This is a genomic window from Kamptonema animale CS-326 (assembly GCF_028330895.1).
In the GTDB taxonomy this organism is placed as follows: Bacteria; Cyanobacteriota; Cyanobacteriia; order Cyanobacteriales; family Microcoleaceae; genus Kamptonema; species Kamptonema formosum.
Window position 1 is genome coordinate 1 of the sequence record NZ_JAQMUA010000159.1, and the last position, 23,945, is coordinate 23,945.

Annotated in this window: 22 protein-coding genes; 20 read left to right on the plus strand and 2 right to left on the minus strand. The window is 43.3% G+C overall.

What is annotated here, in order from left to right; genetic code table 11:
- Window positions 1-378: 378 nt before the first annotated feature.
- Entirely contained in the window at window positions 379-909 is a 531-nt protein-coding gene (locus PN499_RS09400; RefSeq protein ID WP_272031556.1) for an orange carotenoid protein N-terminal domain-containing protein, read from the minus strand.
- Window positions 910-1,206: 297 nt separating this feature from the next.
- Between PN499_RS09400 and PN499_RS09405 the strand changes: the two genes are divergently transcribed.
- The 16 genes from PN499_RS09405 (at window position 1,207) to PN499_RS09480 (ending at window position 15,503) form a co-directional block, all read left to right on the plus strand.
- Entirely contained in the window at window positions 1,207-1,572 is a 366-nt protein-coding gene (locus PN499_RS09405) for a hypothetical protein (protein ID WP_272031557.1), read from the plus strand.
- Window positions 1,573-1,759: 187 nt separating this feature from the next.
- On the plus strand, window positions 1,760-2,908 hold the full coding sequence (locus PN499_RS09410) for a hybrid sensor histidine kinase/response regulator (protein WP_272031586.1): 1,149 nt from the start codon (window positions 1,760-1,762) through the stop codon (window positions 2,906-2,908).
- Window positions 2,909-2,952: 44 nt separating this feature from the next.
- Window positions 2,953-3,096: a cupin domain-containing protein gene (locus tag PN499_RS09415; RefSeq protein WP_272031558.1), complete on the plus strand. Its 144-nt coding sequence runs from the start codon at window positions 2,953-2,955 to the stop codon at window positions 3,094-3,096.
- Window positions 3,097-3,415: 319 nt separating this feature from the next.
- Window positions 3,416-3,955, plus strand: coding sequence for a general stress protein (locus PN499_RS09420; protein WP_272031559.1), 540 nt, complete (start codon window positions 3,416-3,418; stop codon window positions 3,953-3,955).
- Between the two features lie 89 nt (window positions 3,956-4,044).
- Window positions 4,045-4,398: a DUF5335 family protein gene (locus PN499_RS09425; RefSeq protein ID WP_272031561.1), complete on the plus strand. Its 354-nt coding sequence runs from the start codon at window positions 4,045-4,047 to the stop codon at window positions 4,396-4,398.
- 201 nt (window positions 4,399-4,599) lie between these two features.
- Entirely contained in the window at window positions 4,600-5,337 is a 738-nt protein-coding gene (locus tag PN499_RS09430) for an SDR family oxidoreductase (protein WP_272031562.1), read from the plus strand.
- Window positions 5,338-5,423: 86 nt separating this feature from the next.
- Entirely contained in the window at window positions 5,424-6,428 is a 1,005-nt protein-coding gene (locus tag PN499_RS09435; RefSeq protein ID WP_272031564.1) for an NADP-dependent oxidoreductase, read from the plus strand.
- Window positions 6,429-6,615: 187 nt separating this feature from the next.
- Window positions 6,616-7,410 (plus strand): SDR family NAD(P)-dependent oxidoreductase, encoded by a 795-nt coding sequence (locus PN499_RS09440; RefSeq protein ID WP_272031565.1) that lies wholly within the window; start codon window positions 6,616-6,618, stop codon window positions 7,408-7,410.
- A gap of 162 nt (window positions 7,411-7,572) precedes the next feature.
- The gene (locus PN499_RS09445) at window positions 7,573-8,544 is read left to right on the plus strand and encodes a DnaJ C-terminal domain-containing protein (RefSeq protein WP_272031566.1); all 972 of its coding nucleotides are present in this window, start codon (window positions 7,573-7,575) and stop codon (window positions 8,542-8,544) included.
- The gene (locus PN499_RS09450) at window positions 8,541-8,852 is read left to right on the plus strand and encodes a chaperone modulator CbpM (protein ID WP_272031567.1); all 312 of its coding nucleotides are present in this window, start codon (window positions 8,541-8,543) and stop codon (window positions 8,850-8,852) included. The genes PN499_RS09445 and PN499_RS09450 overlap by 4 nt, the downstream gene beginning before the upstream one ends.
- A complete protein-coding gene (locus tag PN499_RS09455) occupies window positions 8,849-9,082 on the plus strand; it encodes a hypothetical protein (protein WP_272031569.1) in 234 nt (77 codons plus the stop codon). Before PN499_RS09450 ends, PN499_RS09455 begins: the two co-directional genes overlap by 4 nt.
- Before the next feature lie 4 nt (window positions 9,083-9,086).
- A complete protein-coding gene (locus tag PN499_RS09460) occupies window positions 9,087-9,674 on the plus strand; it encodes a PspC domain-containing protein (RefSeq protein WP_272031570.1) in 588 nt (195 codons plus the stop codon).
- Between the two features lie 62 nt (window positions 9,675-9,736).
- Window positions 9,737-10,438 carry a DUF1345 domain-containing protein gene (locus PN499_RS09465; RefSeq protein ID WP_272031571.1) on the plus strand — a complete coding sequence of 234 codons (702 nt, stop codon included), beginning with the start codon at window positions 9,737-9,739 and terminating at the stop codon, window positions 10,436-10,438.
- Between the two features lie 547 nt (window positions 10,439-10,985).
- Complete coding sequence (locus PN499_RS09470) at window positions 10,986-11,228, plus strand: thioredoxin family protein (protein ID WP_272031573.1); 243 nt, start codon at window positions 10,986-10,988, stop codon at window positions 11,226-11,228.
- Window positions 11,229-11,240: 12 nt separating this feature from the next.
- Window positions 11,241-12,236 (plus strand): permease, encoded by a 996-nt coding sequence (locus PN499_RS09475; protein WP_272031575.1) that lies wholly within the window; start codon window positions 11,241-11,243, stop codon window positions 12,234-12,236.
- A 327-nt stretch (window positions 12,237-12,563) separates the two neighbouring features.
- A complete protein-coding gene (locus PN499_RS09480) occupies window positions 12,564-15,503 on the plus strand; it encodes a cation-translocating P-type ATPase (protein ID WP_272031576.1) in 2,940 nt (979 codons plus the stop codon).
- Window positions 15,504-15,716: 213 nt separating this feature from the next.
- Here the strand turns inward: PN499_RS09480 and PN499_RS09485 are convergent, their stop codons facing one another.
- Window positions 15,717-19,208, minus strand: coding sequence for a PAS domain S-box protein (locus PN499_RS09485; RefSeq protein WP_272031578.1), 3,492 nt, complete (start codon window positions 19,206-19,208; stop codon window positions 15,717-15,719).
- Window positions 19,209-19,379: 171 nt separating this feature from the next.
- Here PN499_RS09485 and PN499_RS09490 point away from each other — a divergent pair, with 171 nt between their 5' ends.
- The 4 genes from PN499_RS09490 (at window position 19,380) to PN499_RS09505 (ending at window position 23,893) form a co-directional block, all read left to right on the plus strand.
- Entirely contained in the window at window positions 19,380-21,530 is a 2,151-nt protein-coding gene (locus tag PN499_RS09490) for an EAL domain-containing protein (RefSeq protein WP_272031580.1), read from the plus strand.
- Between the two features lie 125 nt (window positions 21,531-21,655).
- Window positions 21,656-21,973, plus strand: a complete 318-nt coding sequence (locus tag PN499_RS09495; protein WP_272031582.1) for an antibiotic biosynthesis monooxygenase family protein — start codon at window positions 21,656-21,658, stop codon at window positions 21,971-21,973.
- Between the two features lie 38 nt (window positions 21,974-22,011).
- Complete coding sequence (locus PN499_RS09500) at window positions 22,012-22,842, plus strand: GUN4 domain-containing protein (protein ID WP_272031584.1); 831 nt, start codon at window positions 22,012-22,014, stop codon at window positions 22,840-22,842.
- A 265-nt stretch (window positions 22,843-23,107) separates the two neighbouring features.
- Complete coding sequence (locus PN499_RS09505) at window positions 23,108-23,893, plus strand: 2-phosphosulfolactate phosphatase family protein (RefSeq protein WP_272031585.1); 786 nt, start codon at window positions 23,108-23,110, stop codon at window positions 23,891-23,893.
- The last annotated feature ends 52 nt before the right edge of the window (window positions 23,894-23,945 follow it).

A 23,945-nucleotide genomic window follows, 5' to 3' on the forward strand; every position in this document is an offset into this window, starting at 1 on the left:
AAAGAGGAAGAGAGGGGGAAGAGGGGGAAGATGGGGGAGATGGGGAGGATGGGTAATTAGCGATTAGCAATTAGCGATTAGCAATTGGCAATTGGCAATTAGCAATTAGCAATTAGCAATTAGCCATTAGCCATTAGCCATTAGCCATTACGCAGGTCGTCACCAGAAACCGGGTTTTTTACCTTTCTGGGCGATAAGGAAGTATTTTAGTAAAAAAAAACGATTTCTTTGGTTTTGAGACTTACGAACTGATCCAAGAAACCGGGTTTTTTACCAAATTTCTGAACGGTAACGAAGTACTTTCCTAAAAAACCCGGTTTCTTACTCCCCTCAGTTAACAGTTAACAATTAACAGTTAACAGTTAACAGTTAACAATACTAGAGACTTGCAGTTTTTCCAACTTCAGCCTGAGTAGCAATTGGTTTAACATCGCTGTAACCCATAGTATCAGCAACATCCCGCAGCACAGAAATTTGCTGCTCAAAATCAAGACCTTCGACCTTACTCAAAGCATTATTAACAACTTGAGTGGCTTCATAACCCTCCGGCAAATCTACAACATTATCGCCCATACCCACAGCCCAAGCATACCACACCAACAACTTATTATTAGCAGTAAGAGCACCGTAAGCGCGAGAATATTCTGTATCCTCGCCGTTGGCAATAGCCCGCATCACATTTAACTGGTGTTCCTGCGATAGCCCATAGAAGTTATCTAGCAGCAGTGGTGCTAGTTCTGGTTCTGCTGCTGCTGGAGCTGCTGGTGTAATTGAACCGCCCATCTTTTCATAAATAAAGTAAAGCAGTGCCAGTTTATCATCTGTACTCAAAGTGTTAATTGCCTCAATAACTTCTTGAGTGTTTCCTGAGAGAGTATGAGTGCTGTCAACGTTGGTTGTTGATTTCATGTTTTTTTCCTTGGTAAATTCTTCCAGCTTATTAATATCAAGATTCGAGAGCTAGAGTCACCTGCCTCCAGAGGTAATAAGTAATTAAAAATTAAAACATTAAACTAAAAAATTAAGGCTTATATGTTAAGCATTCTGACTAATTTAGGCGGAGCTGCTCAGCATTAATTCCCAAATTAAATCGACCTTTAGATAGAAGAAAATAATACATCCACAGGCAGAGTTAAATTTATATTTATTTCAGTCATACTCGATACATTGAATACAAAAATCTTAACTAAAAGTAAGGAGTGCCCAATGTCTGAGGCGACCACTGAATTAACAAATTCTCAAAGTTTTGACGCTCAGCAGATAGCTGAGGATGTGGAATCAGGGGAAAAGAAAGTACCGCAGGTTGACGTATCAGCAGACTACGAAGCTTCCAAAGAATTCAGTGTCAGCGAAGTTGACCGCACGGGTGCTGGCGCTCGAGCAGCAGAAACTGCTACGGCTCCTAAATTTAACGTTTCTGCCCCTATAAATTCACAAGTGAAAACCCAAGGGAGCGGCAACCGCGACGAATTTCTCTCAATGGCTAAAGAAATGAACCCGGAATCGGGAGAAGCAGGAGTAGTCAGCGACGAACTATTGCAAAAAGCTCTTGACAAAGGCACACCAGGATAGTAACCCGATGTCAAAAAATAGGGCTAGCAGATAGCAACTTGAATTAAGTCGCGTTACTTGACGCGGCTTTTATGTCTAATGGTGCAACTATATCTTCCTCACGAAAGAGGCAGTAACAAGAGAAATATGATAAAACTAAACCGAAAACAGTATTATGCTTCGTATATCTTGCCAGCCAAGCGATTCAATGAAATCTTTGCCGATTCCAAACTCTGCTAAAGCCGATCGCATCCTTGTAGTTGATGATGCTCCAGATAATGTGTTATTGGTACAAACCATACTTGAAGATGAGGGATATGAAATTAGCAGCGCGGAAAATGGCTTTTCGGCCTTAGCTCAGATCGAGCAGTCTCCTCCCGATCTCGTGCTGCTGGACGTGATGATGCCCGGAATGGACGGTTATGAGGTGACTCAGCGCATCCGTCAAAATGAAAAGCTACCTTTTATTCCCATCTTGTTGATTACCGCTCACGATCAGCCCAGCGTAGTGCAGGGTTTAGATACGGGAGCAGATGATTTCATCCGCAAACCTGTTGAGATGGACGAACTACTGGCGAGAGTGCGATCGCTGTTGCGGCTTAAGCACAGCGTTGACGAACGGGACTTAATCGCCCTTCAACGAGAAGATTTTGTCTCCCGACTCGCCCACGACTTACGAACACCTCTGGTAGCAGCAGATCGGATGCTAAGTTTAATGCAGCAGGGTGCTTTGGGGCAAATATCGGCTCCCATGCAAGAGGCTTTGGGGACGATGGTTCGCAGCAACCAAAACTTACTTAAAATGGTGAATATGCTGCTGGAAGTTTATCGCTACGAAGCGGGTCGTAAAACTTTGAGCTTCAGCAGCGTTGACTTGCAACAATTACTTTCTGAGGTGACAGAAGAATTAGCTCCCCTAGCAGATGCTAAAAATCTGGCTCTGAAATTAGAATCAGTCCTCGATGCCGATAGCTCTGAAATTAGTAAATTCCGAGGCGATCGCCTCGAATTGTACCGCCTGTTTACTAACTTAATCGGTAATGCGATCAAATTCACCGATGCTGGTAATATTGACATCTGCGTGCGGGTAATAAAAAACCAGATTTTTACTAATAGCTGGAACAAAGCCGTTTCATCATTAGCGGTCGAGATCCAAGATACCGGGCCCGGTATCTCTCCAGAGGAAAAAGCAAAGTTATTTGAAAGGTTCGGGCCCGGAACTCATAAACGTTCTGGTACTGGCTTAGGTTTACACCTGTGCCGGCAAATTGCCGAAGCTCATCACGGCGCGATCGAGGTTAAGTCTGAATTGGGAAAGGGAAGTTTATTTACTGTCCGCTTGCCTTCTCAATTTTAGGTTAAGGCGATCGGATTTCTTTTTAATAAATAGGAGAAGGAGTCTTGACACTGGAAGGTAAAGAGCTTTTCCTAGAATCGGGACTCTTTATTTTTATGCCTGCTAACGCACGTCATGCTATTAAAGCAGTGACAAACCTCGCGTTTTTATTAACGCTCTCTGAAGAGGCTGCCAATCCGAATCATTAACCTTTGCTGCTTAAATCTCTAACCGCTGGGTTAAGTCCTCAAGATGCCAAAAAAAGCCTGAGCAATTGATCGATCGGGATAGATCTACCTCTCAAGATATTCACATATTAAACCTAAGATTGATGACCGTAACTCCCCATCATGAAATCATCAAGTTATCAAAGAGTTATTTAATTTTTTTGTCAGAAGAGTAAATTAAGTTATTAACAATAACGACTTTTATACCTTGCTGGCAACTTAATAACACTATTGACAAATCTTAATTAACAAATTTCAAAAACGCAACATAATTGCCGCAAGCAATTAAGGAAAAAAACTCATGGAATATACACACACGATTGTTGGTTCTTTCCCCTCCCATGCAGAAGCAGAAAGGGTGGTATTGGAGCTGCAAAAAGAAGGCTTCGATATGGAAAAGCTCTCAATCATTGGCAAAGACTACCAAACCACTGAAAACGTGCGCGGATTTCTAACCTGGAAAGATACAGCCAAAGTTGGAGCCGTCGGCGGTGGTTATTGGGGTAGCTTCGTAGGAGGTTTATTCGGTATTTTAGCAGGGGCAGGAGTGCTATTTATTCCGGGAATGGCTCCGCTCATCATTGCTGGCCCCATTACTGGAGTGTTGGCGGGTTGGTTGGAAGGAACGCTTGTTGGTGGCGCTGGTGCTGCTGTTGTAGGAGGACTAGCGGGTGCTTTGGAAGGGTTAGGAATCCCGAAGAACGAGATACTAAAGTACGAGACTAAAATCCAAGGCGGGGAGTTTACGATCCTTGTGACAGGCAGCAATGAGGATGTCAGTCAGGCGAAGCGGATGCTAGAGAGAATCAGTCATGAAGTTAGTATGTCGATCGCTGTTTAAGGCTTTGAACTAATAGCAATAGGGTAGTGAAACTTAGTAACTATTTTATTGCTCTTTTTCTTTTTAATATTTTTTCACAAGGAGTAGTCATGACAAATAAAATTGACATCAACAAATCTGTGCCGCGCGAGCGATGGGGTGAATTTTTCGATCAGTTTTCAGATGGTAATCGCGGACGGCATATTTCCATCGAAGTCATCAATTCAGAACTCGGTAATGCAGAATTGATTAAGAATGCACCTTTGATGGCGATGGTTTACGATCGCCCTGGCAAGGGTGATGATTTGGTGATTGAAGTGGGTAAAGATGAGGTGACTTACGCTCACACGATCGATTCACCAACTGAAATTTTAACCGGACAGGACTCAAACGGCGCGATCGTAGCTATTCGGATTAGTGACGCTGCTGAGACACAAACATTGATTAAGTTACAAGCTAGTTGAATAATATAGCTAGGGACTAAGGGGGTAGGGGCTCTCTTGCTAGGCGAAGAGGGGAAGAGGGGAATAGAATCGGGGTTTGAGTTATTCAGAGCGTCCTCACCGTCTTGGCGGTTGCTATAAATGCGTAAAAACTTACTGGGTTCAGCTTATTTAAGCACCCAATCTTTCATCACCTACAATCAATAATCCTCAGCAGTCAATATGTCTGAAATTCAAAACAAAGTAGTAATTATCACCGGAGCCAGCAGTGGATTAGGTGAGGCGACAGCACAGCGACTTGGTGCTAATGGAGCCAAACTAATGCTAGCTGCCCGCCGCGAAGATCGGCTCAAAGAATTGGTTGAGGCGATCGCCCAATCGGGAGGAACTGCAACCTACCGGGTAACAGATGTCACAGATTGCGCCCAGGTGGAAGCCTTAGCGAAGGAAACTTTGAGTACCTACGGCCGGATCGACGTGCTAATCAATAATGCTGGCTTGATGCCACTCTCTCCCCTCGACCAAGTAAAGGTTGAAGAATGGGATCGCACGATCGATGTCAACATCAAGGGCGTTCTCTATGGGATTGCTGCCGTGTTGCCGATTATGCGTCAGCAAAAATCTGGTCACATCATTAACGTATCGTCTGTGGCCGGGCATAAAGTGTTTTCGGGGTCAGCGGTTTACTGTGCGACTAAGTACGCAGTACGAGCGATATCTGAAGGATTGCGGCTAGAGTCAAACGGTGAAATCCGTTCGACTAATATCTCACCAGGAGCCGTTGCAACTGAATTGACGACTACGATTAGCGATCTAGATACAGCAGCGAAAATGAAGGCTCTTTATGCGATCGCCATTGATGCAGATGCCATTGCCCGCGCGATCGCCTATGCCATTGAACAGCCCGGTGATGTTGATGTCAATGAAATCATCATCCGTCCAACCCGTCAAGAACTGTAGATTAAGGGGGCGATCGCAAAACAAAAAACAGTCAATTGATGACGTAAACCAATAAATTTGGGCTAATAACTAATGAGGAGAAAATTATGACAGAAATCGTGAGCCGCGAGATTCGGCTAGTCTCCCGCCCCAAAGGGATTCCCACCCCAGATAATTTTGCGATCGCGCAAACAGAACTAAAACCGCTTCAAGATAGGCAAATCCTCGTTCGCAATCTCTATATGTCCGTCGATCCATATATGCGCGGTCGCATGAACGAGGGGAAATCCTATGTTCCATCCTTCGAGTTAGGAAAAGCACTCGAAGGCGGCGCAGTCGGCGAGGTCATCGAGTCGCGTTCCCAAGAATTCAAGCCAGGCGATATTGTCACTTCCAACTATGGCTGGCGAGAATACTTCATAGCTACACCAAAAGATTTACATCAGGTCAACGGCGACATTCAACCCTTATCGGTTTACCTTGGTGCTCTCGGCATGACGGGTATGACTGCTTGGGTGGGATTGAATTTGGTAGAAGTCAAAGCCGGCGATGTTATTTTTGTTTCGGGAGCCGCAGGTGCGGTGGGAAATGTCGCGGGACAACTGGCAAAATTGCGCGGATGCCATGTCATCGGGTCTGCTGGGTCAATGGAAAAAATCAAGTTTCTGCGGGAAGAATGCGGATTTGATAGCGCCTTCGATTACAAAGCCGGCCCTGTTCTCGAACAACTAAAGCAAGCAGCACCGGACGGAATTGATGTCTATTTCGATAACGTAGGAGGCGAAACCCTGGAAGCGGCGCTTTCAGCATTGCGCGTACACGGTCGGATTATCGCTTGTGGCAGCATCTCCGGCTATAACGATGAAAAACCCCAGCCGGGCCCTTCCAATCTATTTAGTATGATTACCAAGCGGTTGACAATGAAAGGGCTAATTGTTAGCGATTGGTTGGATCGTCAGGGAGAATTTGAACAGGAAGTCGGCGGCTATTTTCAGGCTGGCAAACTCAAAAACCACGAAACAGTGGTTGCAGGAATCGAGCGAGCGGTGAGTGCGTTCATCGGTCTTTTTGAAGGTAAAAACGTGGGTAAAATGGTGGTAAAATTGGATTAGGTATCCACTAATTGAGTCGGCACTTGGTTCATTATTTGAGCAATTTGATACCCTAGATTGCTTAGATAGCAACCGCCAAGGTAGTTAAAACATTCTAAATTACTGAAACCCGCTTATTCTCTTCCCTTCTTCCCTTCTTCCCCTTCTTATCTTCTTCCCCTAGCCCCTAGCCCCTAGTTAAAAAAGTATGGATCTTCAACTATCAGATCGGATTGCATTGGTTAGCGGTTCCACCGCCGGAATTGGACTAGCGATCGCTACGACACTTGCCCAAGAAGGAGCAACTGTCATTGTCAATGGCAGAACAGAAGAGCGCGTAAACAATGCTATCAAAAGCATTCAGCAAAGCGCCCCCCATGCCAAACTTCAGGGAATTACTGCCGATTTGGGAACGCCAGCGGGAGCTGAATTGTTGTTTCAACAAGTGCCAGAAGTCAACATTCTGGTTAACAACTTAGGAATTTATGGCGCTAAACCATTTGAAGATATCTCCGATGAAGAGTGGATAAACTTTATCGAAGTAAACGTGATGAGCGGTGTCAGGCTCTCGCGTCATTACTTACCTTTAATGCTCAAAAAAGATTGGGGACGCATTATTTTCATCTCTAGTGAATCTGGCTTGAATATTCCCGTTGAAATGATTCACTATGGCGTTACTAAGACTGCACAAATAGCATTGGCTCGTGGTTTAGCTGAAACAACCGCAGGCAGTCAAGTCACAGTAAATACCGTATTGCCAGGGCCAACCCGTTCCGAAGGAGTGGAAACTTTTATCGAGGGACTTGCCAAAGAGCAAAATATTTCAGCCGAACAAGTTGAGAAAGAATTTTTTACTAAGACTCGTCCATCTTCCCTGATTCAGCGATTTGCTTCAACGTCGGAAGTGGCTGCATTAGTTGCATTTGTTGCTAGTCCTTTAGCCTCTGCAATTAATGGGGCAGCATTGCGAGTCGAGGGTGGAGTGGTGCGATCGATTGTTTAATGAATTTGCCTTGATAGATCGCTTTCACAATCACGAGTACGAATTCCCAATCGCGATAGTTTTTACGGTTCGCGATCGCATTATTAAAAATATATTCATTCCAGTGTTGCCGGATTTGATCTTACTACCCACCGCGAAATAACCCCAATTAAGAGGTCAGTGATGCCAACTGCAACGAACTTTAAGGACTATTATGCCATCCTGGGAACGAGCAAAACGGCAACCCCTGAAGAAATCAAACGGGCTTACCGCAAACTGGCCCGCAAGTACCATCCTGACCTCAATCCTGGGGATAAAAATGCAGAGGCAAAATTCAAAGACTTGAACGAAGCAAATGAGGTACTTTCCGATCCTGATAATCGGCAAAAGTACGATCGCTTTGGTCAACATTGGAATCAGCCGGGATACACTGAAGCACCAACTCCTAGAGGAACTAATGTTTCGGCGGAAGACTTCGATCGCTACGACGACTTTGATTCATTTATCAACGATTTGCTGGGAGGAATGAAAGGCGGATCGAAACGTAGAACCCAGACCTATCAAACTGCAACCAATGGCTTTAATGATTTTGGGGACGGATTTCGTTCTCAAGCGCCCGCGCCCGATACCGAAGCTGCGATCGCACTCACATTTTCAGAAGCTTTTCATGGTGTCCAGAAACGGGTACAACTCGACGATGAAACGATCAACGTCCGCATTCCCGCAGGCGCAAAACCAGGTAGTCGCATTCGAATCAAAGGTAAAGGTCGTCCTAGTCCCTTCTCTCAACAGCGCGGCGATTTGTATCTGACGATCGAGGTTTTGCCCCATTCCTTCTTTCGATTCGAGGGTGATGACCTCGTTTGTGACATTCCAATTCGCCCCGATGAAGCCGTTTTAGGGGCAGAAATCAGCGTGCCCACACCCGATGGTAGCGTCACAATGAAAGTGCCCAAAGGAGTGCGATCGGGGCAATCTTTAAGATTGCGTGGCAAAGGCTGGACATTGCAGAAAGGAGGACGAGGTGACTTATTAGCCAAACTTCAGATAGTCACTCCGAAAGACCTCAATGAGATCGAGCAAGAATGCTACGAAAAAATCCAGGCAAATACGAATTTTAACCCGCGTACCCAGTTAGAGGAAATTAAGTTATGAGCTTTAGTCTTTCAACAATTGTGGTTTCACCCGAAGGCGATCAACTCTACACCTTTGAATATGCTGCATTGGTAACTGAGACTTCAATTACCCTAGTTAAATTTTATGTTGAATTAGGAGTAATCGAACCGATCGGCGACCTGCTGCATCCCCGCGAGATTGCTCGAATTGCTCAGATTCAGCGTTTGCGTCAAGACTTAGGCTTGAACTTAGTCGGAGCTGCAATGGTGTTAGATATGGCGACTGAAATTGCCCAATTACGAGCACAACTTAGAGCGTATCAGTCCCATCCATCGAACCCGCTATGAACTCTCTCAATCAATGCTTAAAGTTGGCATTAGATTGCGATATTTCTCATACATTATTTGCCTTATGGTTGACGAATCCCGTTCCTGTGGATTGGATGCGATATCGTGACCAATGGGAGTATACACACGCAGTCAACGCCTTTATTAAGATTATTGGGCTAAGCTTGCTAGCAATCTCTGTACTTGTAGAAACGCCGACAAAGAGAGAAAGCCATTCCGAACTGGAGTAAGTTAATGATTTATCCTCCTTTGATTTTTACACTATTGTTTGTTGGCCCAGCGCTTGCTTCGATTGCAATTAAACGCAATCTTGCGATACGTTGGCAATTGCTTTTGCTTAGCATAATTGTCTTCTACGGAATTTCTCCACTCTTACTAACTTGGGGAGGAATGGGTTTGGCTGAACGCTTTGCTTGTCAGTCAGAAATAATCATCTTTCATTGTTCCGATCCTTCCTGGCTGGGAGAACTAATTACAGGAATGGTCTTTGCCCACTGGTTTGCAATAATTACCATTCCATCGGCAATTTTGGGTGCTATAGGAATGGTAATTTCTTTAATTCTAAAAGTTAATCCATCGCGAACAAAAGTAAATATTTCAGGGATACCAAGTGCTGCTTTTTACCGCAGTCGTCGCCACAAAGTAATTGCAGGAGTGTGCTCAGCGATCGGACAACGATGGAAAGTGCCAATTCAAGGAGTACGAATTGTCACAGTTATTTTAGCAGTTGTCATACCTGGACTTTTTTTGTTAGTATACATTTGGTTTTGGTTAGCATTTCCATTGGAGCCACCAATAGAACCCCATTTAGTTAATAATTAAAATCCTGCAAGATTGCATCGAAACTTCAATAAGTAGGTAAGTATCAATAAATCCTATAGACTATGACTTTACCTCAAAAATCTCCGCAAACCCTAGTCAAAGGTAAACTTTCGCACCGCTGGAGAGTCCGCTCTCGCCTGATATTATCTGCTATCTGTTCTTTAATATCATCATTTTTGCTTCCATCTTGGTTTAGTTTATCTACTCGGATTCTCTGTATCTGGGATGCTGGGATGCTCTGTTTTTTAGCCTCAACTTGGGTACTAATGGTGCAAGCAATACCAAAAACAATGCGCCGTAATGCTCAAAGTCAAGATGAAGGACGCTTAGTAATTTTGAGCTTAATTACTGCTGCTGCTTGTGCTAGCATATTAGCGATCGCTTTTATCTTAAGAGAAACAAAAGATAAGGATATCAGCGTAGTAATTCCCCATGTAATTCTGGCAGTTATAACAATTATTGGCTCGTGGTTACTCGTTCATACTATTTTTGCAATGCACTATGCTCACGAATATTATCAAGATCGTAAAACTCAGGGTGATGCTAAAGCTGGAGGACTAAATTTCCCTGAAGATATTGAGCCAGACTACTGGGATTTTTTATATTTCTCTTTTGTTCTAGGCATGACCAGTCAAGTTTCAGATGTAGAAATCACCTCCCAATCGCTGAGGCGATTAGCTTTACTTCATAGCATTCTCTCCTTTTTCTTTAATACCGCAATTGTCGCGATGAGTATTAATATCATTGCGGGTTTAATTGAGTAACTATAGCAAGTGCTTAGAACTCTATAGATAACGATTATAATCATAGGGAATACCTATTTATACCAGTTCTCTAAAAATCTACTACAGTTAGCTTGTAAGGTGGGCGATTGCCACTTCATCAATTAAAAATTAAAAATGCAAAATTAAAAAAAAATGCAAAATTAAACTTGTGAAATTAAATTTTTAATTTTTAATTTTTAACTTTTAATTAATCGGTGAGCTTCTTACTTTTATCGATATAGCAATCCTAAATCATTTGTGAATTTCTTACTCCCTCCCCTTAGCAAGGGGAGGGTTGGGGTGGGGTAAAAAATTTACGATTCATTTAGGATTGCTATAGATGGTTGAGGCTCCCGCCCACCCTACATTTATATTTATGTCCCATTACTTACTAAAGCCATTTTTAGCCTCCCTCACAAGTTCCTCAACTAATCGATCTACACTCTAAGTATAGTCGGGTATTAGAAAATCCCTTTTTAAGAAAAAAGTCTAGAGAATCTGGACATTAGCCGAACTGAATTAGCGAACACGAAAAAGGAGTTAGATCATGAATGCGATCGAGATTGAAATTTTGGGTTCAGGCTGCAAAAAATGCCAACAGCTAGAGGCAAATGCCAAACAAGCTGTAACTAATCTTAATTTAACTGCTGAAGTTATTCACATTACTGACCCCATCGACATTGCTAAACGAGGTGTGATGTCAACTCCCACCCTGATAATCAATGGCAAAGTTGTCAGCAAAGGTCAAGTGCTCAGTCCCGAACAAATTCAGCGCCTATTACAGCATTAAAGAGGCAAAGTTATGTTCGATCCGTTTTATCCTTTTGATTGGTTGGCAACCCAGATTGTCACCCAAATTTTGGGCTTGCAGATCGCATCGCATTTAGGTTCTAGTCTGCACTTCTTTCTTTACGATCTGCCTAAAGTCTTAACATTACTAATTGTAATTAGCTTTATTGTTGGGACATTTCAAAGCTTTTTAGAACCAGAGCGCGTGCGTTCTTTGCTAGAAGGAAAGCGCACTTTTGCAGGAAATATCTTAGCAGCAATGGTAGGCATTGTTACGCCTTTCTGTTCTTGTTCTGCGGTTCCTTTGTTCATCGGATTCTTAGAAGCAGGTGTACCTCTAGGCGTGACATTTTCCTATCTGATAGCAGCGCCAATGGTGAATGAAGTTGCTGTTATTCTTTTGTGGGGATTGTTTGGACTAAAGGTGACGCTGATCTATATCGGCTTTGGCGTGGGTTTAGCGATCGCATCTGGCTACATCATCGGACTCCTAAAATTAGAAAAATGGGTAGAACTCTTTGTTTGGGAACTCCAAAAATCTCGTCAAGCAAGGCCTCTAGAGGATGAAGACAATCTAGAAGTGGCACTGACTTGGGGGCAAAGATTTGAGCAAGGATGGTTCCAATCGAGCGAAATTGTGCGATCGGTGTGGCTCTATGTCGTGGGCGGTATTGCGATCGGGGCAGGGATTCATGGTTATGTACCGACTGATTCGATCGCGCAATATGCAGGGGCAAATAATCCTTTAGCAGTGCCGATCGCAGTCATGTTGGGCGTGCCACTCTATGCAAACATTGCGGGGGTCATGCCGATTACCGAAGCTTTAGTCAATAAAGGAATGGCAATGGGTACAGTTTTAGCCTTCACAATGGCTGTGACAGCATTATCGCTTCCTGAAATTGTGATTCTCAAAAAAGTTTTGAAACCTCAACTCTTAGCCGTATTTGTTGGGCTAATGACCGTTGGGATTATCAGCATTGGCTATATATTCAATGCTCTGCTTTTGTAAATGAATGCGAGTTTCAGGACTTACAGACTCAGACTCAAAAAATCGGGTTTTACCAAATCTCTGCTGCTATAACGAAGTATTTTCGCAAAAAAACGGTTTCTAGACCCATAATAAGTTCTGAGTTTAATAAACGCACTTTGCGTACCGAAAAGCTAACCAGCTTCAGTTATATAGCAACCGCTTTCGTCAGTTAAGACACTCGTTTATGGCCCAAACCATTAACTCTTCCTCTCTTCTCTTCTTCCCTTTCTTTCCCTAGCCCTGAGCATCGTAGCCCCTAGCCCCTAACCGCCCTGGCGGTTGCTATAAAACAGGAGTAAATTAAGCATGGCATCATTACACCAACCATTATGGGCATTATCGTTTGAAGAAGTCTATGAATCTCTAGGCACTGCTGGCAATGGATTATCGCAGAATGAAGCACAAGAGCGATTAGAGAAATTTGGCGCAAATGAATTGCCCGAACCTGCCCATCGTCCATTGTGGCTCAGATTTGCCGATCAATTGACCCACTTTATGGCTTTGTTGTTGTGGGTGGCAGGGATTTTGGCCTTTGTTTCGCGTACACCGGAACTAGGCTGGGCAGTTTGGGCGGTAATCTGGATTAATGCTATTTTTAGCTTTTGGCAAGAGTTTCAAGCTGAGAAAGCTTTATCTGCTTTAAAAAAAGTCTTACCGATGCAGGTGAAAGTGTATCGAGATGGAGAATTAAAGCAAATTCCCGCTAGAGAATTGGTGCGCGGCGATGTGATGCAATTGGAAGAAGGCGATCGCATTTCCGCAGATGCCAGATTAATTTCAGCCGAAAGTTTATATCTCGATGTATCAGTAATGACAGGGGAATCTTTGCCTGTGGCGCGAAGTCCTTACCCTGTACGTCTGCGGGAGGCCGTTTCGGTGCGTGCTGGCAAAACCATGCTGCGTCAAGGGGAACAACCTATACAAGAAAAGGTAAATCCCTCGGAAATTGCTAACCTTGTATTAGCAGGTTCGACGGTAGCAGCAGGTCGAGCAGTGGCGGTGGTTTATGCGACGGGCGCACAGACTGAATTTGGACAGGTGGCGCATTTAACTACAGTAGTAAAGCGCGAACCCAGTACCTTAGAAATCCAAGTTGCTCGGATTGTACGGATTATTACAGCGATCGCGCTGGGTATGGGCGTGACTGTATTCGCGCTTAGCTACTTGTTGATTGGCATGGATATTACTGAGAGCTTTATCTTTGCGATCGGGATTATTGTAGCGAATGTCCCTGAAGGTTTATTGCCAACAGTAACATTAGCTCTTGCCCTTGGTGTAAAACGAATGGCGCGGCGCAATGCCCTTGTCAGGCGGCTTTCAGCAGTGGAAACTCTAAGCGCTACTACGGTAATTTGTACAGACAAAACTGGCACGTTGACCAAAAATGAAATGACGGTGCGCTATCTCTGGCTACCCACAGAACCAGAGCAATCTGAACCCAATCGCGCTCCTCGTAATGATGTCTTAGCTAACAGGTTAATTGAAATTACTGGTGCTGGTTACGATCCCACTAATGGCAAAGTTAATATTCCCTCTGATTCCGAAATTGCGTGGAAATCGCAGGTTTTGCTGATTGGTTCGGCACTTTGTTCTAATGCTCGATTGGTACATCTCAATGCGCCTAGTCGTTGGCAAGAAATTGGCGATCCGACTGAGGCGGCGTTGTTAGTAGCGGCGGCAAAAGCAGAATTAAATTTAGAAAATCTTCAGAAGCAATTCCCACGCTTAAGAGAAATTCCTTTTGATTCCCGTCGCTTGATGATGACAGTGGTTTTGAATTGGCAATCTTCAGAGTTATGGTCAAGTGAATTTCCCCATCTTGCCTTTACCAAAGGCGCACCATTGGAAGTTCTGAAACATTGCCATTGGATTTTGCGCGATGGTAAATCGCAGGAATTAACCCACGATTATTGGGATGAAGTTGTCAAAGCTAATGACGATTTAGCCAGACAAGGTTTTCGGGTGTTAGGGTTGGCGGCGCGTCAAGGTGGGCAGGAATTGCTCGATCTCAAGGCTCAAGATTTAGAGCAAGATTTGATTTTTATCGGGCTAGTTGCGATGTTCGATCCGCCCCGTGAGGAAGTACCAAAAGCGATCGCCCAATGTCATCAAGCGGGAATCAAAGTAACGATGGTGACGGGTGATTATGGATTGACGGCGGAAGCGATCGCGCGTCAAATTGGTTTAGTTAGCGACAAAGTGCGTGTAGTCACGGGTGAAGGCATGGGACATCTCTCTGACGCGCAACTAAGGCAAGTGGTGAAATATCGCTTTGGTTTAGTGTTTGCCCGGATGTCACCCGAACACAAATTGCGATTAGTGCAAGCTTACAAGGATATCGGCGAAATTGTGGCTGTGACAGGTGATGGGGTGAATGATGCCCCCGCCTTACGCGCCGCCAATATCGGCATTGCGATGGGCCAAAACGGTACGGATGTGGCGCGAGAAGCGGCAGATATCGTGCTTACCGATGATAACTTTGCGACGATTGTAGTGGCGATCGAGCAAGGACGGGCGATTTATCAAAATATCCGCAAGTTTATGACCTACATCCTCGCCTCGAATGTGCCAGAAGTCGTGCCATTTTTAGGCATGGTTGCCTTCAAAATTCCACCCGCGCTGACGATTTTGCAGATTCTTGCCGTAGATTTAGGCACGGATATGGTTCCGGCCCTAGCTTTGGGTGCAGAAATTCCTGAAGCTGGGATTATGGATCGTCCACCCCGTCCAAAGGAGGAGTTTTTACTCAATGTTCCCTTACTATTACGCGCCTATCTGTTTCTGGGTGCGATCGAAGCAGTGCTCTCAATGTTGGGCTTTTTGATGGTTTGGTGGAGCTATGGCTATTCGCTAGCAGACTTACAACAAGTCACCCCTGCAATCCTCTCCCATACTGCCGATCCTACAGTGACGGCGATCTATCGTCAAGCGACAACTATGACTCTAGCTGCGATCGTAGCTTGTCAAATAGGTAACTTATTCGCCTGTCGTTCTGATTGGGGTTCGGTATTCCGTCAGTCGTTATCAAATAATAGTTTGCTCTGGTTAGGAATAAGTGTTGAATGTGTTGCCCTATTTGCATTCATCGACTTTCCACCCTTCAGACAAGTATTTGGAACGGCTTCACTAGCCAATTGGCATTGGTTGATTTTGTTAGCCTGTCCGCCCATTTTAATTGGTGCAGAAGAGCTTCGCAAGCTATTACTTCGGAATCGGCGACTAAGCAAGGTTCAAAGAGCTGTTTAGAATCAGGGAAAGTACGCTTTTTACTAGAATAAAAGCGTACTTTTTTGGAAAATACAGTGCTTTTTAGCTAAGCGATATCATTTCCGTTTGATTCGGAATTGTACGATCTTAAGTTCCGTAGGGGCGGGTTCGCCGAGATATTTGATAAGTATCGGCAAATCTTATAAACCCGCCCCGGCTTAATTCCATGAAGGGTTACTGAACTTACAATATCTACAATAGTGTATTCGGTAACAGAGGTCGAATTAACTCCATAATTCGGTCTGAATTAAAGTTATCAATAAAATCAGTTAGGGCTTTAGACAAACTTGCTTTAGATTCAGGGATTTGGGCGACTAATTCGTTCATAGCTTCGCTATCAAGATAGTAAGCAGCTTGATACATTTGTTCTAACCACTGAGGAGACATCACGGATAGATCTTCTACAGAAAACGTTTCCACCAATAATTCTTGGGGGGCTTGTCCTACGGTTTCGTAAATATACTGCACTCCCAAATATTGAGCGATCTTATCAAAGATCTCTCTCTGCTGAAATGGTTTGCTGATAAAATCATTAAACCCATTCGTCAGGACATTCTCTCTATCTTCTTCAAAAACACTGGCAGTTAAAGCAATAATGATAGTTTCTCGGCTCTTAGGGTTTTCTCTAATGCGTTTTGTAGCAGTATATCCATCTAAGATCGGCATTCGCAGATCCATAAAAATCAAATGTGGCAACCAACTCTCCCACAATGAGAGTGCCTCAATTCCCTGTTTGGCTTCTCTCACATCAAAGCCAATCGAGGTAAGAATTTCGACTAACAAACGGCGATTTTCTTCTATATCTTCAACGACAAGCAGGCGATAATTCGGTTGTTCAGGAGCTAAACTAATTACTCTTTGATTAATCTGTTCTGAGGGAAGAGAATCTATTTGAGGTAACTGCACTTTAATCTCAAAGGAAAAAGTGCTGCCTCGGTTCAAAGTGCTTTGAACCTGAATCTGGCCGCCCATGAGTTGGACGAGTTTTTGACTGATTGCTAAACCAAGGCCAGTGCCTTGATTCAAATTATTCCCCGCTTGGGCTTGTACGAAAACCTTAAATAATTTATCAACTTCTGTGGGCGCAATTCCCACGCCTGTATCTTCGACCTCAAAACATAAGCGACAAGAGGTTTTTTCTCTTTGTTCTGCTCTTACCCGTAAAGTAATGCTTCCTTGCTGGGTAAACTTAATCGCATTACCGAGTAGATTGACTAAGACTTGATATAGTTTTTTCTCATCGGTATGCACAAAGTTGGGAAGATCTGATTCTCGCTCGAAAATTAGCTGCAATGATTTAGATTGGACTTTAACTTGCAACATTTCTTCAATGGAAGTTAGTAAATTGATCAAGTCAAAATCAGAAGGATTGAGCGTCATCCGTCCGCTCTCAATTTTGGATAAATCTAAAATATCGTTAATTAAGTCCAACAAATGTCTACCACTACGATTAACAATTTGTAAGCGCTCTTGGAAAGAAGGGGTTAAAGCACTTTCATAGCTCATTAATTGCGTGAATCCTAAAATCGAGTTGAGGGGGGTGCGGAGTTCGTGGCTCATATTAGCGAGAAAGACACTCTTGGCTTGGTTGGCTGCTTCTGCTGCTTCCTTCGCCTGCCGCAGTTCCAACTCAGCTTGTTTGCGATCGCTAATATCAATTAAATATCCCACTATTTCCACTGGTTTACCTGCACGCTCTCGAATTAATCTGAGTTGACCCAATATCCAGCGATAAACCCCATCGGAGCGACGAAGACGGTATTCATGGAAATAATAATTATTAACAAATAAATTTGCTAAACCATAAAATACTCGCTCTACATCATCTGGATGCAAATGATTCATCCAAAATTTAGAATCTTCTAAAAACTCGCTAGTTTCGTAGCCCAATACATCTTTAATATTTTCGCTGATGAAGGTTGCACCATAGTCTCCATCAGGTTTACAGCTAAAAATAACAACTGGGCTGTAGTTCAGGAGAAAATTGAGGCGATTTGTAGTAGCTTGCAAGGCTCTTTCAGCCAGTTGTAACTCTGTTACATCCTGCTGAACGGCAACATATACAGTTCCGTATTCAGGATGGTCAAACCTAGAAGTATGAACTCTGCACCAAAAGAGTGTACCATCTTTTTTTCTATTATGGACTTCGTATTTTGCTTCCCCATCTCTATCGAGTTGAGTGGCGATATCTAGAACGCTTACATCTGGTGTAACCTGTGTATCGACATAATTCAAGATACCAACGGGTTGACCTGCAAGTTCGCCCTCTAGGTAGCCAAACATCGCATCATATTTAGGATTAGTATAGACGATGGTCAGATCTGCGGCTTTGACTAAACATACGCCACCTGCCATGTTATTCATGATAATACTTTGAAGTTCCAACGTCTTTTGAGCTGCTTTTCGAGCTGTAATGTCTTGAATTTGAGCAATAAAATGCAGTGGATTTCCTTGCTCATCTTGTACTAGCGATCCATTTAACAGAATCCACACAATATGTCCTTGCTTATGGAAATATCGTTTCTCCAGTTGGTAAGTTGAAATCGTTCCTGCTAATAGCTGCTGGGCATAACTGAGATCTACCTCTAAATCGTCAGGATAGGTAATATCTTGAAAAGTTAATGCTAACAACTCTTCTGGGGAGTAGCCAATAATCTGACATAATGCAGAATTGACATTAATCCAATGCCCATCCAGAGAGACAATTGCCATCCCGATCGAGGCATCTTCAAACGAATGACGAAACTGCTCTTCACTAGCTCGTAAAGCTTTTGTCCGTTCAGCCACAAGAATTTCTAAGGTTTCATTAAGTTTTTTAAGTTCTGCTTCTGCTTGTTGGCGCTTGCTATCTATCTGATTCAGAAATCGAGCCGTTCCCCAGATGAGAATTGAGAACGTGAAAACTATCAAGGTTAACCGAAATGTATAGCCCAATTCAGAGTTATACCAGCCTAATTTTCGCCCCTGAAAAGTAAACCATTCTAATGCTACTGGAAAGACAATCGCCCAAGGTAGCAACCACCGAACCATTACTCCGCCAACTAATGGACTGGTTAATACTTGCATTAACCCTTGATTAGGTCGGAGCCACAAAATTCCTATATAGAGAATGAAAAAGGTTGGGATTGTGTTTAGTGCTTGAGTTGTGGTAGGTATAAACAATCGTGCAAAAACATCGACATTGAATATGTGTCCGAATAAAGCTAATAGAGAAATTAAAGCTGCAACACTACTGCAAATATGCGCCCACCAAGTATTGCGTTGGCAATTTCGCCCTAGCAGTAACAGTGCTACTCCCATCAGCACAAAATTTAAGGCGGTATTTAATCCCATGCGTCCTGCGTAAGGAGTTGTGGTAGAGACAACATCTCGAAAAAGCCACCGATCTATCTTCAGATCCCAACCAAATAAATACTCACTCAGTGTCAGCAGACCGATAACAGCGATCGCCCCCGCTAACCCTTGAGAAACTTGATATTGGAGTCGGGTTGGTCGTTGACGCTGCAACAAAATCAAAGATACTCCAGCGCATAAAAAGCAAATCGCTGTATTTGCTTTCATGGTTGCGGATATACCGATAAATCCACTTTTGAGTAGGGATAGGTCAAATTGCCAGCCGATCAGTACGCTTATCGCGATTGAGATGACGAGCAACGCACTGATTTGAGAAATATGCTTGTTCATAAATGTTCATCAATCGCTTGGTTGGGTCTGAGAATTGTTATTTTGGTTAAGATTAAAAGGATTTTTCGGATATTCAAAGAGTTTAAAGTATATGATTTAACTATATTACAGCAGAAACTGCTGTATTGATTCACTTAGACCCCTCATGTATTAGGTAGCTTAATAATCATTATGACCAGCAATCCAGTCACCAGCTATCGAGGTAATATCTTAATAGTTGACGATTTACCCGACAACCTGCGTTTACTTAGGGATACATTGAGCGAAGAAGGTTATAAGGTTCGCAGTGCCACCACAGGGGCAATGGCGCTCAGAGCCGCCCAATCTCCATCGACGGAGTTAATTTTACTAGACATTAAATTGCCCGATCTCGATGGCTATGAAGTTTGCAGACAATTAAAATCTGACGATCGCACCGCAAACATTCCAGTAATCTTTTTGAGTGCGCTCAATGAAAATTCAAATAAAGTTCAAGGGCTAACAGCGGGCGGAGTAGATTATATTTCTAAGCCGTTTCAAGTCGAAGAGGTATTGGCCCGTGTCGAAATTCATCTAACTATCCAACGATTACAAAAAAGTCTTCAAGAACAGAATTTACGCCTGATCGAAGAGATAGAAGAAAATCAACGCCTCAAAGATATCTACTTTGCTGAAAAAGAATTAGCTCAGGTGACATTACAATCAATTGGTGATGCCGTTATTACTACCGATGAGCAAGGTAATATTAGATATTTTAATCCCGTTGCTGAGAAACTAACAGGCTGGAAAGCAGAGGAAACTGAAGGACTGCCTCTATCTGAAGTTTTCCTAATTATTAATGAAGTAACGAGAAAGCCCGCAGATAATCCGATCCACAAAGCTCTTTTAGAGGGGGAAATTGTGGGTTTAGCCAATCATACTATTCTTATTGCCCGCGATGGGAAGGAATATGCCATTGAGGACTCAGCAGCACCGATTCGAGACCGCCAAGGTCAAATTATTGGGGCAATTATAGTCTTTCATGATGTTACCGAATCGCGCTATCTTACCCGTCAACTCTCTTGGGAAGCCAGTCACGATGCTCTGACCGGTTTAACCAATCGTCGAGGATTTGAGCATTACCTAGTTGATGCAATTGCTTCTATTCAAGATAGCAATCAGCATCACGTTCTCTGTTATTTAGATTTAGATCAGTTCAAAGTTGTTAACGATACTGTCGGTCATATTGCTGGCGATGAGCTACTGCGCCAAATCACTACACTTTTACAACAGGGAATTCGCGCTAATGATATATTGGCTCGCTTAGGAGGTGATGAATTTGGTCTTTTACTCAGTCACTGTCCCCTTTCTCAAGCAACTCAGATTGCTGAAAACCTCAAAGACTTAGTGCATCAGTTTCGGTTTATTTGGGATAACAAAACCTTTATCATTGGGGTCAGTATTGGGGTTGTTGCTATTGACCAAAACAACCAAAATTTGATAGAAATTCTGGGAGCGGCTGATGCAGCTTGTTATGCTGCTAAAGCTAAAGGGCGCAACTGCGTTCATGTTTATCGTCTAGATGATAGCGAGCTAATTAGACAACGTGGGGAGAGACAGTTAATTGCTCAAATCAGCCAAGCGCTAGAAACCAATCGTTTTTGTCTCTACTCCCAAAAGATTATCTCTATTACCTCTAAACCATTAGTAGAGCATTATGAGATTTTGATCAGAATGTTGGATGAAAATGGAGAATTAGTATCTCCAAATGCGTTTATTCCAGCCGCCGAGCGTTATGGCTTGATCGCCGATATCGATTACTGGGTAATTGAAACTTTTTTCTCGAATCATCAAAAGTTATCTAGACCAGCACTTCTTGCTAACGGCTTATATACGATTAATCTTTCTGGGGCTAGTATTTGTAACAATCAGTTTATGAGGTTTTTAATCGAACAATTTCCTCGCTACCAAATTCTACCGCAAACCATTTGTTTTGAGATTACTGAAACCGCAGCGATCGCTAACTTTGACCAAGCTAGAATTTTTATTAACGAAATAAAAAAACTTGGTTGTCGCTTTGCTTTAGATGATTTTGGCAGTGGCTTGAGTTCCTTTGCTTATCTGATGAATTTACCTGTTGACTATCTAAAAATTGATGGTGTCTTTGTTAAGAATATTACTCATAATTTGATTTCTCAAGCGATCGTGGAAGGCTTTAATCGCATTGCCCATGCGATGAATATTGAAACTGTCGCTGAGTTTGTCGAAGACGAAGCTATCTTAGAAAAATTGCGGGAGATTGGAGTGGATTATGCTCAGGGTTACGGAATTTCGCGCCCCGTCCCTATGAACTTTGATTCCTGACTGTCCAATAAAATTTTAAGACATCTCTATCCTACGGAACGTAAATATAATGTCGATGAAATGGATCGCACGCATGATATATAATTGCGAGGCAACCAGATTTGATATAAAGGAGGAAATCTTCAATGGCAGTTTTTGCGATCTTCACTTACGAAGTAAAACCAGGCAGATTGAATGACTTTATGGCTAAACTTGGCGAAGCAGCCAGCCCCAAGTTCAATAGCGAAATTATGCCTCAGTCAGTGCGTCTTTTCCGTAATACCGTTCCCGGCCCCGATACGGATTCTCTAATTCTCGTGATTGAATATGCAGATATGGCAGCTTACGGCGCACGCACTACATTCGAGAACCAAAATTCAGAATGGAAACAGTTATTCAGCAGCCAACCTGATTCGCCAGAGATATTGCGTTCTGTTCAATTGCTCACGGAATTTACACCGTAACCGTCCCAATAACGGCACAACAATTTATAATATTCTATATGGCTAAGTGTCCTATTTGCGCTCGTGAATATTTAGAAGGAAAAGCTGATTTCTGCTCGCTCTGTGGCTGGGATTTGACACCTTTTCCCCTGGGTCGCAAACAGTCCAAAGCTTATTTGAAAAAGGAAAAACTTAGAGTAGATTGGGCAAGGCGAATGTGGGCAAATTCGCAAGTTCAGGGATGGGAAACTCAGTTAAATCAGTTGCAAATCCAACTACAATCAGCCGCAGTTGAAAGAGCCAGCCTTCAGTCTCAATTAGAATGGGTTTTGTATCGCCTCGAACAGATGAATCCAGATTTAATTGCTGATTCCCTATCGCGGTTAGAAGAGAAAATTAGTGCGATCCCCGAACAAACGCCGCCGATGTCGGAAGTTGGGATGGATTATAGGCAATTAATACAGCTTTTAGCGGCGGGGAAATGGCGTAAAGCGGACGAACATACTTGGGAAATTATACTTCAAGTAGCTTTTCGAGAAGAAGAAGGTTGGCTGAGTGCGGCAGATATTGAGAAATTCCCCTGTACAGACCTTCGCACTATTGACCAACTTTGGGAATATTATAGTAGCGGGTTATTTGGGTTGAGAGTACAACAGGAAATTTGGGAGAGTGAGAGCGGAAATTATACAGAATTTTGCGATCGCGTGGGATGGCGGTTAAAAGATAGCTGGGTCTATTACGATGAACTCAGATTCAATTTGAATGCTCCCCAGGGACACCTACCCGCGATCGCGTGGCGTAAACGTGCCTGTTACGGTATGGGTAAAGGGATGGCGGCTGAAAATCTGTCGTTTTTTAGCTCCAGACTTCTAGCTTGTGCTATCTCTTGAATTTAGTTAATTGATAATTGGTAATGGCTAATTCCTAATTGCTAATTCCTACAGGACTTACGCACCTTGAGGTCAGAAACAGAAACCGGGTTTCTTCTTAGATATCTAGTTGGGAGTCTTCAATTTTTCTAAGAAACCCGGTTTCTTTGCGTAAATCTTTTGCTAATTGGGGAAAATCCTCCCATCTTCCCCTCTCCCTTCTACTTAAGGTCGCACCACCCTATAAAATAGTTTTCAGAAGTATCAATAACAGGCATCCCCACCAGTGCAGCTTTATATTTACCACACCCCCGAACTCACCCCAACGGACAAAGTACCCGACTGCGCGATCGCAGTTGATGTACTCCGCGCCACTACAACAATGGCAACCGCTCTTAACAATAGAGCCGAAGCAGTCCAAGTCTTCAGCGACATTGACAAACTGATGCAGGAGAGCGAAAAATGGCCTGCACCGAAGCGCATCCGTGCCGGCGAGCGTGGTGGTGCAAAAGTTGAAGGCTGTGACATGGGTAACTCACCTCTTGACTGTACGCCCGATCGCGTTCAAGGTAAGCGACTATTTATTAGTACCACCAATGGTACTCGCGCCCTTCAGCGAGTGCAAGCCGCTAAAACAGTTTTAGCAGCAGCATTAATCAACCGCCGCGCCGTAGTCCAGTATCTCCTAGTCAAACGACCAAACACTATTTGGATACTCGGTTCTGGTTGGGAAGGCAGTTTTTCCCTGGAAGATACTGTCTGTGCAGGTGCGATCGCAGAAATGCTACTTGCAGAAAGCGGTACTCCGCCAGAGGAATTTGTTGGTAATGATGAAGTATATGCCGCGATCGCGCTTTATTTGCAGTGGAAAGATCAACTTTACGAATTGATGAATCACGCTAGTCATGGCAAACGACTTCTTGGTCTTGGAGTCTACGAAGATTTGAAATATTGCTCTCAACTCGATATTGTAGATACAGTCCCCATCCAACGAGAAATTGGAGTTTTGGTCAAGTCAGATGCTCAAATTCCTAAAGCAGAATTTTGGCTTCCGACTACACAAAAAAGGTAATTGGTAATGGCTAATTGCTAATGGCTAATTGCTAATGTGTAATGGGTAATGG